At 54.6% G+C, this 15,486-nt stretch carries 12 protein-coding genes; 9 read left to right on the forward strand and 3 right to left on the reverse strand.

Annotation, left to right across the window (positions count from 1 at the left end):
* Positions 1 to 9: 9 nt before the first annotated feature.
* From BUC32_RS04260 to BUC32_RS04270, 3 genes are all read right to left on the reverse strand, one after another.
* A complete protein-coding gene (locus BUC32_RS04260; RefSeq protein WP_139280628.1) occupies positions 10 to 1,215 on the reverse strand; it encodes a BamA/TamA family outer membrane protein in 1,206 nt (401 codons plus the stop codon).
* Positions 1,216 to 1,228: 13 nt separating this feature from the next.
* Positions 1,229 to 3,532, reverse strand: a complete 2,304-nt coding sequence (locus BUC32_RS04265; protein WP_073249880.1) for a mechanosensitive ion channel family protein — start codon at positions 3,530 to 3,532, stop codon at positions 1,229 to 1,231.
* A 269-nt stretch (positions 3,533 to 3,801) separates the two neighbouring features.
* Complete coding sequence (locus BUC32_RS04270; RefSeq protein WP_073249758.1) at positions 3,802 to 4,719, reverse strand: LysR family transcriptional regulator; 918 nt, start codon at positions 4,717 to 4,719, stop codon at positions 3,802 to 3,804.
* A gap of 170 nt (positions 4,720 to 4,889) precedes the next feature.
* Here BUC32_RS04270 and BUC32_RS04275 point away from each other — a divergent pair, with 170 nt between their 5' ends.
* The 9 genes from BUC32_RS04275 to BUC32_RS04315 all read left to right on the forward strand — a co-directional run bounded on the left by BUC32_RS04275 (position 4,890) and on the right by BUC32_RS04315 (position 15,486).
* On the forward strand, positions 4,890 to 8,309 hold the full coding sequence (locus BUC32_RS04275) for an indolepyruvate ferredoxin oxidoreductase family protein (protein WP_073249760.1): 3,420 nt from the start codon (positions 4,890 to 4,892) through the stop codon (positions 8,307 to 8,309).
* 99 nt (positions 8,310 to 8,408) lie between these two features.
* Positions 8,409 to 9,287: a lysophospholipid acyltransferase family protein gene (locus BUC32_RS04280; protein WP_073249762.1), complete on the forward strand. Its 879-nt coding sequence runs from the start codon at positions 8,409 to 8,411 to the stop codon at positions 9,285 to 9,287.
* A 21-nt stretch (positions 9,288 to 9,308) separates the two neighbouring features.
* Positions 9,309 to 10,121, forward strand: coding sequence for a glutamate racemase (murI, locus tag BUC32_RS04285; RefSeq protein WP_073249764.1), 813 nt, complete (start codon positions 9,309 to 9,311; stop codon positions 10,119 to 10,121).
* A 107-nt stretch (positions 10,122 to 10,228) separates the two neighbouring features.
* Complete coding sequence (gene argC / locus BUC32_RS04290) at positions 10,229 to 11,263, forward strand: N-acetyl-gamma-glutamyl-phosphate reductase (RefSeq protein ID WP_073249766.1); 1,035 nt, start codon at positions 10,229 to 10,231, stop codon at positions 11,261 to 11,263.
* Positions 11,264 to 11,283: 20 nt separating this feature from the next.
* On the forward strand, positions 11,284 to 11,727 hold the full coding sequence (ccmE, locus tag BUC32_RS04295) for a cytochrome c maturation protein CcmE (RefSeq protein ID WP_073249768.1): 444 nt from the start codon (positions 11,284 to 11,286) through the stop codon (positions 11,725 to 11,727).
* Positions 11,728 to 11,869: 142 nt separating this feature from the next.
* Entirely contained in the window at positions 11,870 to 12,481 is a 612-nt protein-coding gene (locus tag BUC32_RS04300; RefSeq protein WP_073249770.1) for a holin-associated N-acetylmuramidase, read from the forward strand.
* Positions 12,472 to 12,987, forward strand: a complete 516-nt coding sequence (locus BUC32_RS04305) for a holin family protein (protein WP_073249772.1) — start codon at positions 12,472 to 12,474, stop codon at positions 12,985 to 12,987. The genes BUC32_RS04300 and BUC32_RS04305 overlap by 10 nt, the downstream gene beginning before the upstream one ends.
* Positions 12,988 to 13,060: 73 nt before the next feature.
* Positions 13,061 to 15,034 (forward strand): heme lyase CcmF/NrfE family subunit, encoded by a 1,974-nt coding sequence (locus tag BUC32_RS04310; protein WP_073249774.1) that lies wholly within the window; start codon positions 13,061 to 13,063, stop codon positions 15,032 to 15,034.
* Positions 15,034 to 15,486, forward strand: a complete 453-nt coding sequence (locus BUC32_RS04315; protein WP_175556896.1) for a cytochrome c-type biogenesis protein — start codon at positions 15,034 to 15,036, stop codon at positions 15,484 to 15,486. Before BUC32_RS04310 ends, BUC32_RS04315 begins: the two co-directional genes overlap by 1 nt.

Genomic DNA, 15,486 nt, shown 5'->3' on the forward strand with positions numbered 1-15,486 from the left:
AGGTCGCAGTCAGAAGCGTTGGCCAACATAGATGTACACAATTTCTTCGTCTTCATCGTTATATGAGACATCTATTGAAAAATCGGTTTCGAATTTTTTGGTCAATTGGAACCGCACACCCAAACCGCCAGCCGCATGAACGCCACCCAAATCAAGCGAAGCATAGTCCGGACCGGTCATACCTGCGCCTGCAAAGGCCACAAGGCCAAGCCTTGTGCCAAGTTTCCGACGAATTTCTAACTGCAGAGACAAGCTGCGGTCATCATAGTATTGCGTTGTTGAAAACCCTCGAAATGAATCCTCTTTGCCTAGCGCACACTGATCGAAAAACGGCGTGTCGCTTGAAGCGGCACAAGTGGACAATTGTGAGGCAAAGACAGTTCTGTCGCCAATTGAGCGATACAGTGCAAAGTTTATGAACCCTCTGGCGTACTCCTTAGCGATACCTTCAATGGTCCACCCCCCCAAAATGGCTGAATCCAGATAAACCCCCAAACGCGGGTACAGTGAATCGTCACGTGTGTCATAGCGGGTTACCAGGCCAAAGTTGCCTAGGGTGAGTTTGCTGTCAGGAACCAGTCCAGGCGGAAGAAAGCCCGGCCCATCAAGCCCGACCGTTGTATCGAGATATCGAACTTCGGGCCCAAAGAAGAAATGCGGGGTCACACCATAGAGCAAACTGGCTTTGAAAAGAGACCCTTCTTGACGCAACGCTACAGGCACGCCGCCGACGTAAAGGTCATAAAACGCCTCGGCTTCTGCCACCGTCGCGTCAAGGATCCAGCGGTTGTTATTCCACGCAAGAGAGGTAGCAGCACCAATTCCGTTGGTGCCATTGTCACTTAACATGGCGCCCAATGCGACGTGGGAGGTCTTACTGGCTTCGTCAAACTTGAACAAATACCCAGCACCCAAGGCCAAGCCGGCGCCGATTGTTGGGTTTTTAAAGGGAATAGGTGCAACCAAGAAGGACCCCGAGCGAAAGCCATAGGTTTCATGGTCGTCGGTCGTGTCATTGATGGTGTTTGATGTATTGTCTATCGGACCTTCTGCCTGACTTGCGTCAGGGAAACTCAGACCAACGACAGCCGAGATCAAAAGAACCTGCAATCCCCTGCGGACACCAGCAATGGATGCACGGGTGCTGAATGGTTGCAAGATAGAATACATGCCCGCGATTTCGCGCAGGCATGTGTGTTTTGTCAATGGTTTCAATCGCCGCATCACCCTAGTCACCGGGTTTAGAGCCCTCACCAGATCCCGGCACCTCTTCTGTTTGCTGGGATGCAGCCGCTGCTGCTGCGCCAGCTGCCGCCACTTGAGCTTTTTCTTCGTCTGTCATCTCGTCATGGTGCTCCAAACCGGGGATCGCCACACGCACTTCACGGCGGGCAAAATCGATACCAGCCTCAGCAAATGCGGCCTTGACCTTGTTATAGATCTCTTTGCGGATCATGAACTGTTTGCCAGGCTTGGCCATAAATTTGCCCCGGATCACCATGCCGACGTCGTCGATATCGAAGACGCCTTGTGACTTAAATGGCTGCAGGAAATCATCTGCGAACAAGGGATCTACCAGCATGTCCTGACCGATCTTTTTGAAGATCTTTTTGACCTTGTTGGGGTCAGTATCAAACGGCACTGTGAATTTGAGCTTCATAATAACCCAGTCACGACTGTAGTTGGTCAGCTTGGGGATTTCACCATAAGGAATGGTATGCACAGGCCCCCTGTGATGGCGCAACTGCATAGAGCGGATCGATATTTTCTCCACCGCACCCATGGTGCCGTCCATTTCGACGTATTCGCCGACACGGAAGGCGTCGTCAATCAGGAAGAAGACGCCCGAAACCACGTCTGTGACCAGTTTTTGCGCGCCAAAACCAATAGCGAGGCCAATGACACCAGCACCTGCCAGAAGCGGTGTGATGTCTATTCCCAAATTGCCAATCGCCAAGAGCCCGAAGACAACAATGATCGCCGAACGTGCGGTCAACAACATCAACGGCAAAACCGTGGAAAGCCGCGACCCGCTGGCCCCACCCATTTCCGCATCAGCGTCCTCCTGAGACAAGCCAAGTGCTGTCTGTTCAGCTGCCAGACGGCGGTTAATCCATAGCGATGCTGCTTCGTAGGCGATGTAGCCAAACACACAAGTCATGGCAAAGCTGAACAAATTGTCTGCGATGCCAGCTTGTTGACGGAACAGTTCCAGATAATTGGTATCCCATGCGTGGGCGATCAGTAGCAGGACAACACCAGCTGCAATCACCCGGCCAATACGAACAAAACTGCGCTTGGTTTCCTTATACGCGGCTTCGGCCACAGGACCTTCGCCTTGCATTGGCGGCACCACATGACGCACGACACCTCGAATGGCCGTATCGATGATAGGCATCGCCAGCAACAGACCCATGGTATAGTAATGCGCGCCATTCAAAAGCGCATCGACTTTGCCCATGCCGAGCAGAATAGTTACCAGAACCCAGGTTCCGGCCGCGACTGCGACTGCAAAATACGGATATCCATGCGCCACCCGCTGATCAAACGATGTGGGGTCCGGATCAGAGCCCAGCATCATTGCTTGCAGACCTTCGCGTGCAGTCAAAGCGATGACCGCGACAAAGACATAGACCATGGTATCCAGCATGTATCCAAGGCGTGTCGCACCCGGCGGTACACCCATCGCTGCGTTAAAGCCGACGATGTACATCGTGAAACCTGCCAGAAAAACAAGCCCGACGAGATTGCGGTGCAAAAAACGGGCCCAATGATCATCAATTGTTACAAGCCGCAGATCCGGGCGATGCGGGGCCAGCATAAACCGTGACATCGCGGCGGCAAGTCTTGGCATCCAGATCAGATAGGTCACAAGAGGGGCCGCAAAGGTTAGCATGGCCGGGGACAAGATGGCCCGTCCCGCAATACGCAACGCGATGTAGAACACAACAAGACCAAAGATCTCGCGCAGAAAGCGCCGCATCAAAAAGCCCAGCGCATCCCGTAAAGTTTGCTCGCCTGAGAGGTCAGCATTCTGACGGACACGGCGGGCCAGAAATGTCCGCACAATATATTCGGCGGCAAAACCGATGACCAAGACCAAAGCGATCAGACCAAGAAGGACAAGCAATCCTCCAAACCCGCCTGTGTGGCCAAGCAGGTTGCCAAAAGCCAGCCTCTCCATTTCGATCAGGCGAGGAAATTTCTGCACCACTTCGATCGGCGGAGAGATAAAGGCGTTCCAAAGGTTTGTGACGCGTTGCCCCAAGGTTGCTTTGGGGGCCACGTCATCAGCTTTTGCGGCAACAGAATCCAACCGTTCCAGCAGCAATGCGCGAACCTGGTCGTCCGACATGCGGGCAACCATCGCGTCAATGGCCTCAGGGGTCATGTCTTCGGGTGTTATGACAGGTGCCGTCTCATCAGTCGATCCTGATCCTGTCAGAGCAGCGACGGACTGTGCCAGCGCAAGAGGCGCAATGAAAACGGAGAGTAGCGTCGAAAAAGCAATGGTTCTGAGAATGCGTAACATAAGAAAATCCGAAATTTGTCCCTTTGAGACAACCATAGCGCAGCTACGGACAAAATCACTGAGTTTCTGGCAGATTGACATATGGTCATCAGGCTGCCCCAGCGAGACACCAAAAAAAAAGGCCGAGCAAATAAGCTCGGCCGAAGTCCAACAGGGAGGTGAAGATGATGCGCTTTTAAGCAATCATCGCCTTCAAGAGATGAATTAGGCATCAGTTCTGAAACGATCAAGAGAAACCATGCAGCAATTGCAGCATTGCCGTTATGCGTTCAGCGCATGGCTTGGGGATTTTCCTTTGCCCTCAATTGCTTGCGATGTGAAATAATCTCTTCCTGTACAAAGTCGCGAAAGGCCGAAATCCGTTTGGATTGACGTAATTCTTCTGGGTAGGCCAAAAACACAGGGATTTCGCCCGAGTCGACATCGGGCAAAACGCGCACCAGATTCGGGAAATCCTGGGTCACATAGTCAGGCAATACGCCGATTCCGAGATTGTGCAGCACGGCTTGTAAAACGCCAAAGTAGTTGTTGACGTAAAGAACCGATGGAATTTCGTTACTGAGCAAGGTCTGAACAAGGTTCGCGCCCGCACCAACCTGCGCAGAACTGATGTTCTGGCAAATCAGTCGGTGATTTCCGAGTTGCTTCTCGGAGTCAGGATTGCCCTTTTGAGCAATGTACTCAGGTGTCGCATAAAGGCGCATGTGAACGCTCATCAGGCGTTTGCGGATCAGGTCCGCCTGAGAGGGCTCTTTCATCCGAATGGCCACGTCTGCTTCGCGCATCGGCAGGTCCAGAACACGCTCTTCCAGCATCAGGTCAATGTTGAGGTCCGGGTATTTTTCGTAAAGCTTCGGCAAGCGCGGGGCCAACCAAAGAGTTCCGAATCCGATTGTGGTTGTGACTCGCAGTTCACCAAAGACCTCTTCTTCGCTGTCGCGTATGCGCGCAGCTGCAGCATCCAGACGCTTGTTCATCGATTTGGTCGCGTCAAACAACAACTCGCCCTGTTCGGTGAGAATCAATCCACGGGCGTGGCGATGAAAAAGTGTGGTGTTCAGGCTTTCTTCCAATGCGCGAATTTGACGCGAAACTGCTGATTGCGACAAATGCAGCGAGTCGCCTGCATGGGTGAGGCTCCCTGCATCCGCGACCGCGTGAAAGATTCTAAGCTTATCCCAATCCATGTTCGCAACTTTCGTTAACCCGTTTCCTGTCTAGGCGAAACAGAATGAAAACGTAACCGCTAGCCACGGATTGTCACGGGGAATTCGCAGAAATTTGTTGATGGGTCAGAAATTATGACCTATTGTTCCTCTATATTATATCAACACCATCAAACGAGGGGAGGCGTCCGATGAGTATCCAAACAGTGTCGCTGAATGACAGGTTTGACCTGAGTAAACGCAATGTCCTGCTGAGCGGGACTCAGGCGCTTGTTCGTTTGATGTTGATGCAAAATGCACGGGACGCCAAAGCGGGATTGAACACGGCTGGGTTTGTCACCGGGTATCGTGGCTCACCGCTTGGGGCTGTGGATAGCCAGATGATGCGCGCCGAAAAAGAGCTGACGGCTGCAAATGTGCGGTTTCAGTCTGGGTTGAACGAAGACCTGGCCGCCACCCATCTTTGGGGTGCCCAACAGGCCGAGCTGCGTGGCGAGGGCAAGTTCGACGGTGTTTTCGGGCTGTGGTACGGCAAAGGCCCGGGGGTAGATCGCACCGGCGATGTCATGCGCCACGCCAATATGGCCGGTACATCGACGAACGGTGGCGTGTTGATGGCTATGGGGGACGACCACACGGGTGAAAGCTCAACAGTACTGCACCAATCGGAATGGGCTTTGGTGGATGCCTATATGCCGATCGTTTCCCCGGCGGGTGTGCAAGAGGTCATGGATTTCGGGCTTTATGGCATTGCCCTGTCGCGATTTGCGGGTGTCTGGGTTGGTCTGAAGACTATGAAAGACACGATTGAGGCGACATCGGTGGTGAATGGTGATCCACATCGCCTGAGTTTTGTGACACCCGAATTTGACATGCCCGAGGGTGGATTAAATATTCGCCTGATTGATACGCCGCACGCTCAGGAAGCGCGGATGATCGATTACAAGCGCTTTGCAGCCGAGGCATTTTCGCGAGCCAACAAGATGGACAAACGTGTTTGGGGCAAACCGGGCGCGAAAATTGGCTTTGCCGCCGCCGGTAAGAACTGGCTGGATTTGGAGCACTCTCTGGATTTGCTGGGGATCGATGAAGCCGAAGCCGAGCGGCTTGGTATCACCACTTACAAAATCGGGCAAACTTTCCCGCTGGACATGCATAGTTTCAGTGAATGGGCTGAAGGCCTTGAATTGATTGTAATTGTTGAAGAAAAGCGCAAGCTGATCGAAGTTCAAGTCAAAGAAGCCATCTTTGATGACCGACGAGGGCGCCGTGTCTATGGCTGGCACAAAGGCGGCGGTGCGGGCTCTATGCACGGAGAGGAGCTGTTCCCGACGCGCGGTGCGCTGGATCCGATTATGATTGCGCAAAAACTGGGCGATATATTGATAGAAGAAGGTCGTGGCACAGAAGGTGTCAAGGCTGGCATGCAGGCGCTGGATGATGCGCGCCGCGCGGACAATGCCGAAGATATCGCAGCACGTATTCCTTACTTTTGTTCGGGTTGCCCGCACAACTCATCCACCAAGCTGCCAGAGGGCAGTCGCGCCTATGCCGGGATCGGGTGTCACTATATGGTGCAGTGGATGGACCGCGAAACCACCGGCTTTACCCATATGGGTGGCGAAGGCGCCAACTGGGTCGGCGAAGCGCCATTTTCGACCCGCGATCACGTCTTTCAGAACCTTGGTGACGGCACATATAATCATTCGGGCGTTCAGGCGATCCGGGCGGCCTTGGCGGCGGGCACCAACATCACTTACAAAATCCTGTTCAATGATGCCGTGGCGATGACCGGCGGGCAGGCCAATGACGGCGATCTGTCTCCGCAGCGTATAGCGTCAGAAGTGATGGCAATGGGCGTTGAAAAGCTGACTGTGGTTTACGACGATAAGGAAGATCTGGACAGGGCTGAGTTCCCTCAAGGGGTGGAATTCAAAGAGCGGGAATACCTGATGCCCGTTCAGGAGGAAATGATCAAAATCAAAGGTGTATCTGTTATTGTTTATGTTCAGACCTGCGCGTCCGAGAAACGGCGTCGCCGCAAGCGCGGTTTGTTCCCGGACCCGGACAAGCGGGTCTTCATTAACACCGATATCTGCGAAGGCTGTGGTGATTGCGGCGTGCAATCGAACTGTATTTCAATCGAACCCGTCGAAACCGAACTGGGCCGCAAACGGGCGATCAATCAATCTTCTTGCAACAAAGATTTCTCATGTGTGAATGGCTTCTGCCCGTCCTTTGTGACTGTCGAAGGGGCCAAAATTCGCAAGGAAGCCACGGCTGATCTGGACTTGCCCAATATGCCGGAGCCGGAAATCAAGCCCATAGACGGCACCCATAATGTGGTCATCACAGGGGTCGGAGGCACAGGCGTTGTAACCATCGGGGCTGTGTTGGCGCAGGCTGCGCAGATTGATGGCAAAGCGGCCGGTATGATGGAAATGGCGGGGCTCGCCCAAAAGGGTGGCGCGGTGCACATTCACTGTCGTCTCGCTGAAACGCCTGAAGACATCAGCGCGATCCGCGTCGCCACTGGCGAATGTGACGCGCTTATTGGCGGGGATCTGGTGGTCAGCGCTGGGGCTAAAACACTGGGCCTCACCAGCACAGGACGCACGGGAGCCGTGGTCAACAGTCACGAGATCATCACCGGAGACTTTACGCGTGATACAGAGTTTTCACTTCCTATCAGTCGCTTAGAGATTGCTCTTGAGGCGCGTCTGCGTGATGGGCTGTCTTTGTTTGACGCATCGGATCTGGCGCGGGTCGTGCTGGGTGACAGCATCTTTTCCAATATGATGATCTTTGGGGCGGCATGGCAAAAAGGCCTGATCCCAGTCAGCGGCGAAGCGCTGCGGCACGCGATCACGGTCAATGGCGCGGCCGTCGAGCGGAACCTGCGGGCCTTTGAAATCGGTCGTTGGGCTGTGTTGCACCCAACTGAGGCCGCAAACTTGATTGAGCCAATTGTGATCAAGTTGCCCAAAACATTGGACGAAAAAGTCGCCTTTCGAGCGAACCATCTGACGAAATACCAAGGCAAAGGATTGGCCAAACGGTATCGCAAAATGGTGGACAGCATTCAGGACGAAACTCTCAAAGAAGCGGTTGCCGTTGGGTATCATAAGTTGCTGTCTTACAAGGATGAATATGAGGTCGCGCGCCTCCATCTTGAAAGTCGCGCCAAGGCGATTGAAGTGTTCGAGGGTGATTTCGAAATCAAATACCATTTGGCACCGCCAATGCTAACCAGCGATGGCCCTAACGGTCGGCCCCGCAAAAAGGAATACGGGGCGGGTATGGAGCGCTGGTTCCGCGTGCTGGCGCGCATGAAATCCCTGCGTGGCACGCCATTTGACATCTTTGGCCGCACAGAAGAACGCAAAATGGAACGCGCTCTGATCCGCCAATATGAAGGTGACATGAAAATGGTGCTGCGCGATCATGGTGATGAAGTGCCGGATGCGGCCATCGCTTTGGCCGAATTGCCAAGTCAAATTCGCGGATTTGGTCCTGTGAAACTGGCCAACGAAGCCAAAGCTGCCAAGCGCCGTGAAGAACTGCTTGCGGCTTTGCAGGGAAGTGGAAAAGTGGCCGCCGCAGCCGAGTAGTTGCCCTAGCGTAATGAAAACGTCACAGCGGCATTTTAAACTCTGTTCAGTGACGTTGATCCTTCTTATACGGCAGGCGACAGATACGGATGGCCAGCCATGACGATGCAAAGCGATGTGACTCGCGAGATCAGCTATGCGCATTCCGCCGCCACACGCGGCGGGCGCACTTTGATCCGTGTGCTGGAAAACGCAACAGGGCGTCTGGGCCTGATCAAACGGGCCGAGGGCTACGAAAGTGAAATCGCCGAAGGGCGCGATTTCTGGCGTGTGATGATGGAACGCTATGGTCTTAGCCTTGAGGTGGTCGCCGGATCGCTGGAAAATGTCCCCCGCGACGGTCCGCTTTTGTTAGTGGCCAACCATCCTTTTGGCATTCTCGACGGGATGATGATGGGCCATATTTTGAGCGAAGTGCGCGGCGATTTTCGCATTCTGGCCAACAACGTTTTCCAAAAGGCCGAAGAGCTGAATCGGATTGTCCTGCCGATCTCGTTTGCGGAAGACAAAGCCGCGGTGAAGCTTAACCTGAACACGCGCAAGGTGGCGCTGGACTATCTAAATCAGGGCGGGGCCATCGGGATTTTCCCTGGCGGAACCGTCAGCACCGCTGCCAAGCCCTTTGGCCGCCCGCTCGATCCCGGTTGGCGCAGCTTTACGGCGCGCATGATTACCAAGTCCAACGCGCAAGTGGTGCCGGTATTTTTTGATGGCCATACCAGCAGGCTGTTCCAGATCGCCAGCCATTTGCACAGTACCTTGCGGTTGGGGTTGCTGATCAAGGAATTTGGCAAACGGGTGGACACACCGGTGCGGGTTTCGATTGGAAAACCGATTGGGCAGGCCGAACTACAAGTGTTCTCTGCGGATTCCAAAGGTCTCATGGACTTCCTGCGACAACGGACGTATGAATTGTCACCAAAGCCGGTCCCGGTAGACGGCTATGGGTTTGAATTTGAAGAGAAACACCGGACATAAAGCCTTTGGGTGGGCAATGAGATGGCAGTTGGCATATTTGATAGCGGTTTAGGTGGACTGACAGTTCTGGACGCGGTGACCAAGAGGTTGCCGGATGTGCCGTTTGTCTATTTTGGCGATAACGCAAACGCGCCCTACGGCGTGCGAGATGCGGATGATGTTTACAACCTGACCACTTCAGCGATCGAAAAGATGTGGGATGCTGGCTGTGATCTCATCATTTTGGCCTGCAATACGGCGAGCGCAGCAGCACTGCGGCGGATGCAGGAAAGCTGGCTTCCCACTGACAAGCGTGTGCTCGGTGTGTTTGTCCCGTTGATCGAAGCCCTGACCGAACGTAACTGGGGTGACAATTCTCCTCCCCGTGAAGTTGAGGTCAAGCATGTGGCATTGTTTGCCACCCCCGCAACCGTCGCCAGCCGGGCTTTTCAACGTGAATTGGCGTTTCGTGCCATTGGTGTCGATGTTGAGGCCCAGGCCTGTGGTGGCGTTGTGGATGCCATCGAAGAGGGTGACTTGATTTTGGCCGAGGCCTTGGTGCGCAGCCACGTAGACGCGTTAAAACGCAAAATGCCGGACCCACAGGCGGCTATTTTGGGCTGCACGCATTACCCATTGATGCACGAAACGTTTCAAACGGCGTTGGGCGAGGATGTGAAAGTCTATTCACAAGCCAATCTGGTCGCTGAATCCCTTGCGGATTACTTAACGCGTCATCCCAATATGATCGGCTCGGGGGCTGAGTCTCTGTTCCTGACAACTGGTGACGCGGGCCGGGTGTCTGATCGTGCGACCCAGTTTCTCCGACGAAAGATCACCTTTCAGTCGGCGTGATAAAGACGCCTCTCGCAATTTTCCAAATCAAAGATTAAGTTCCGCTTAAATGTGGGGCGGCAGACCCGTTTAGGGTTTGTACAAAACGGACAAAGGGGTCCAGAAAAATGTACAAAACGCACAAAATCGCCATTTTAGGGGCGTCTGGCTATACCGGAGCCGAATTGGTTCGGCTGATTGCAACCCACCCAAAAATGGAGGTGGTTGCGTTGTCGGCGGACCGTAAGGCCGGCATGGAAATGTCCGAAGTTTTCCCGCATCTGCGCCATCTGGCATTGCCGACGTTGTGCAAGATTGATGAGATTGATTTCTCGGATGTTGACCTGTGCTTTTGCGCGTTGCCCCATGCCACCAGTCAACGGGTGATCAAGGTTCTGCCAAAGACGTTAAAAGTGGTTGATTTATCAGCAGATTTCCGGCTGCGCGACCCCGAAGAATACGTCAAATGGTACGGTGGTGAACACGATGCTCTCGAGTGTCAGGCCGAGGCCGTTTATGGCCTAACCGAATTTTACCGCGAAGATATCAGATCTGCGCGGCTGGTGGCGGGCACAGGCTGCAATGCGGCCACGGGTCAGTACATGTTGTCGCCATTGATCAAAGCCGGGGTAATTGACTTTGATCATATCATCCTCGATCTCAAATGTGCTGTATCGGGCGCGGGTCGGTCGCTTAAGGAGAACCTTTTGCATGCTGAGCTGAGCGAAGGTTATCACGCCTATGCGGTGGGTGGAAAACACCGGCATCTGGGCGAATTTGACCAGGAGTTCAGTAAGTTAGCCGGGCGTGAGGTGCGCATTCAGTTCACCCCACATCTGGTGCCTGCAAACCGGGGTATTCTAGGCACGGCCTATGTGCATGGAAATGCACAAGAAGTACATGACACGCTGGTTACAGCCTATCACGATGAGCCTTTCGTTAAGGTTCTGCCGTTTGGCGAGGTACCCAGCACGAAACATATCCGGGCGTCGAACTTTTGCCATGTGGGCGTGGTGGCCGACCGGATCGAGGGCCGCGTGATCGTGATCGCGGCACTGGACAATTTGACCAAGGGCTCAAGCGGGCAGGCGTTGCAGAATGCAAACCTGATGCTTGGGGAAGAGGAAACAGAGGGCCTGATGTTGGCGCCGGTCTTCCCCTAAAGCCGAGAAAGGGAACGAGGATGAAAAACCTCAAGAAACGTCGCCGGATACAAGTGATTGTGCTGGCCTTTGTGGCGCTGGCTGTTTCAACAGCTTTGATTGGCTATGCCATGCAGGACGGGATCAACTTTTTCCGCTCACCCAGTGAAGTGGCCGAAGCCCCACCTGCGCCCAACGAAACATTCCGCATTGGCGGACTGGTCGAAGAGGGCACATTGGTGCGGGGTGAGGGTGACACGATCAAGTTCAACGTGACCGATGGTGGCGCGTCTATTCCAGTGACTTTTAAGGGTGTGTTGCCAGACCTGTTCGAGGAAAATCAGGGCATGATTGGCACCGGAAGCTACGTGAATGGCGTGTTTGAGGCCGACGAAATTCTGGCAAAACACGATGAGACCTATATGCCCAAAGAAGTGGTCGATGCGCTGAAGGAACAAGGCGTGTATCAAGAGCCTGAATCCTAAAACCCAAGGCGCCAACCGACTGAGTTAAAGACCCGTAGCATGGCTGCGGGCCTTTTCCGTTTGGCCCACAGAACGGTGCCATCGCGGTCCGTTAACCATTCCACCCCAGTGTTCCAACGTGAATTCGTGAATGAGGTGAGCCATGAAAGACGTACGGGCAATTGCGCAAGAGATCATCGATCGTGAAGGTGGATATGTGAACGATCCGGATGATCCCGGGGGGGTGACAAACCACGGTGTGACGATTCACACGATGCGCCGCTTGGGGCTTGATCTGGATGGCAATGGCAAGATTGACGCACGCGATGTGCGCCGTCTTAGCCGGGATCAGGCGGTTGATATCTACCTTAAACACTACTTCGAAACCCCGGGCCTGGCTGAATTGCCAGAGATGCTGCAGGCGTCAGTGTTTGATATGTATGTCAATGCAGGCAGTAATGCGATCCGCATCCTGCAACAGCTTTTGTGCGACATGAGCTATGCAGTGGATGTGGACAGTGCTTTGGGACCGCAAACGCTGGCGGCCTGTCAAAGTGCTGCTGAAGATGCGCCGAGTCATCTGGCGGATGCATATGGGATTGCACGGCGTAATTACTATTTCCGATTGGCAGACAAACGCCCGGCAAGCCGAAAATACGCGCGCACCCGGGCCGGGGGCAAAGGTGGCTGGATCAAACGCGCCGAAGAGTTTATCTCGCCGCGCTACCACCTGAGCAACGCGGCATTTTCCGAAAGGGTGGCAGCATGGGGATAATTGGGAACCTATTAAACCTGATTTTTGGTGGCGGCCGCAATGTGGTGGTCGAAACAGCAGGTGCGTTTCTTGAAAATGCCGAGGCAGGTGCTGAGCGTGGCAAAAACGTGCAACTGGCGGCCATGGCAGCGCACAGCGCCGAGTTTTATCCCGCCCAGCGTGGCTGGTTTGATCGCGCAATGGATGGCGTGAACCGCCTGCCACGTCCGATGATGGCGTTGGGTTGTCTGGGGCTGGTAATCTCGGCCATGGTGAACCCGGTGTGGTTTGCCGAACGCATGGCGGGCATTGCCTTGGTGCCCGAGCCGCTTTGGTGGCTTTTGGGGGGCATTGTCAGTTTCTATTTCGGCGCGCGTCATCAGGTCAAGGGCCAGGAATTCCAACGCTCCATCGCACATACCATGGGGCAGGTGCCGACTGTGGTTGAAAATCTGCATCGCTTACAAAGCCTGAGACCCCGTGAAGGCAACCCGGCTCTTTTGGACTGGCGCAAAACACGTGGCTAAACGCGACAATGTGATCGCCGCGACCTAACGAAAGTCATTGGCCCCGGGGGGCAGGCGCTCTATATATCCGACCATGATTACTGAACTTGGCCACTTTGCCCTGATCCTCGCTGCTTTCACCGCATTGGTGCAGGCAGTCGTTCCTCTTATTGGTGCCTATAAACGCTGGCCCGGCTGGATGGCCGTGGCGGAACCGGCGGCGGGTATTCAATTCCTTCTGACAGCCTTTTCCTTTGCGGCATTGACCTATGCCTTTGTGGTATCGGACTTTTCCGTACGTCTGGTCACGATGAATAGCCATACGATGAAGCCGATGTTGTATAAAATCAGCGGGGTATGGGGCAACCACGAGGGATCGATGCTGTTGTGGGTGCTGATCCTGACGCTGTTTGGGGCTTGCGCAGCTTGGTTCGGAGGCAACCTACCGCCGACGTTGCGCGCGCGGGTTCTGTCGGTTCAGGCGGCTGTTGCGGTGGCCTTCTTCGGCTTTATTCTTCTGACATCAAACCCGTTCACGCGATTGGGCACCGCGCCATTTAATGGCGAAGGTCTGAATCCGTTGTTGCAGGATCCCGGTTTGGCCTTTCACCCGCCGTTTTTGTACCTTGGCTACGTTGGTCTTTCGATGGCGTTTTCCTTCGCTGTTGCGGCATTGATCGAAGGGCGCATTGATGCCGCTTGGGGGCGTTGGGTGCGACCATGGACGCTGGCGGCTTGGGTCTTTTTGACCTTGGGCATCGCTCTGGGCTCATGGTGGGCCTATTACGAGCTCGGCTGGGGTGGATTCTGGTTCTGGGACCCGGTTGAAAACGCATCCTTCATGCCGTGGCTTTTGGCGGCAGCGTTGGTGCATTCGGCAATTGTGGTTGAAAAACGCGAAGCGTTGAAAAGCTGGACTGTCTTATTGGCCATTCTAGCGTTCGGTTTCTCGCTGATCGGAACATTCATTGTGCGTTCGGGCGTCATTACGTCTGTGCACGCATTTGCCAACGATCCCGAACGCGGGGTGTTCATTCTGGCCATTCTGGCGATCTTTATGGGTGGCGCGTTGATGCTTTTTGCAGCGCGTGCCAGCGCGATGGAGGCCAAGGGTATCTTTGGCATGGTCAGCCGCGAAAGCGCTCTGGTGTTGAACAACATTCTGCTGGCCGTGGCCTGTTTTGTTGTCTTCATTGGTACCATCTGGCCGCTGGTGTCTGAGATATTCTTTACTCGCAAGCTGAGCGTGGGCGCGCCGTTTTTCAACATGGCCTTCACGCCCTTTATGGTGGCCCTTGGGGTCATCTTGCCAGTTGGGGCCATGCTGCCCTGGAAACGCGCCAAACTGGTGCGCACGATCAAACCTTTGGTGCCTGCTTTTATCCTGGCCCTGGCTTTGGCCGGGCTGGTTTGGGCGATGCAAACCGAGCGGAGCCTTTTGGGTCCCGTTGGCCTGTTCCTTGGCGCATGGCTGGTGTTTGGCGCGATTGTCGATTTGATGAGCCGCACAGGGCGCGGAAGCTGGGGTAAACGTCTTGGACGTCTGGGCCGGTTGCCGCGTGCCGACTGGGGCAAAACGCTGGCGCATGCCGGATTTGGGATCACCATGTTTGGGATTGCTGGATTGACAGCCTGGGAGCAGGAAGACATCCGTGTTGCCTATAAAGGCCAGCCCTTTACCGTTGGGGCCTATGAGTTGACCCTGGACGATGTTCGTGAAACCCAAGGGCCGAACTATCTGACCACCATGGCGGATGTGACCTTGCGCAAAGATGGCAACGTGGTTACGTCGCTGCATCCCGAGAAACGCGTTTACCCGGTGGCGTCCATGCCAACAACTGAGGCCGCGATTGATTATCGTATCATGCGTGACGTCTATGTGGTGATTGGCGATCCTCAGGCAGACGGTGGTTTCACCATGCGTGTATACATTAAACCGTTCACAAACTGGATCTGGTTTGGCACGTTGCTGATGGCCATTGGTGGGGTATTCTCGCTGAGTGATCGGCGGTATCGCGTCGCTGCCGGGGCCCGCAAGGCACCGGTATCCGGAGTACCTGCAGAATGATTAAACGCCTGTTGATGATCTTGTTGCTGGTTGCTGCGCCGGTTTGGGCGGTGCAACCAGACGAAGTCCTGGACGACCCTGTTTTGGAAGAACGTGCGCGTGAGGTCTCTAAAGACCTGCGGTGTCTGGTTTGTCGGAACGAAAGCATCGACGAATCTAACGCGGATTTGGCCCGGGAGCTGCGCATATTGGTGCGTGAACGACTGGTAGCTGGAGACAGCAATTCCGAGGCGATCGCCTATATCGTGGACCGTTATGGCGAGTATGTGTTGCTGCGACCTCAACGTACGGGATCGAACCTTTTGCTGTGGCTGGCTGGGCCGGTCATGTTGCTAATCGCTCTGGCCATGGCGCTGGTCTATCTGAGGCGCCGATCCGTCGCCCCGGTGGCAGTTGAACAAGGCCTCAGCGACGAAGAAAAGACGCGCCTGAGTAAGATTCTCGACGAATGA

Origin of the sequence: Shimia gijangensis, from assembly GCF_900142085.1 — a bacterium.
Taxonomy (GTDB): Bacteria; Pseudomonadota; Alphaproteobacteria; order Rhodobacterales; family Rhodobacteraceae; genus Shimia; species Shimia gijangensis.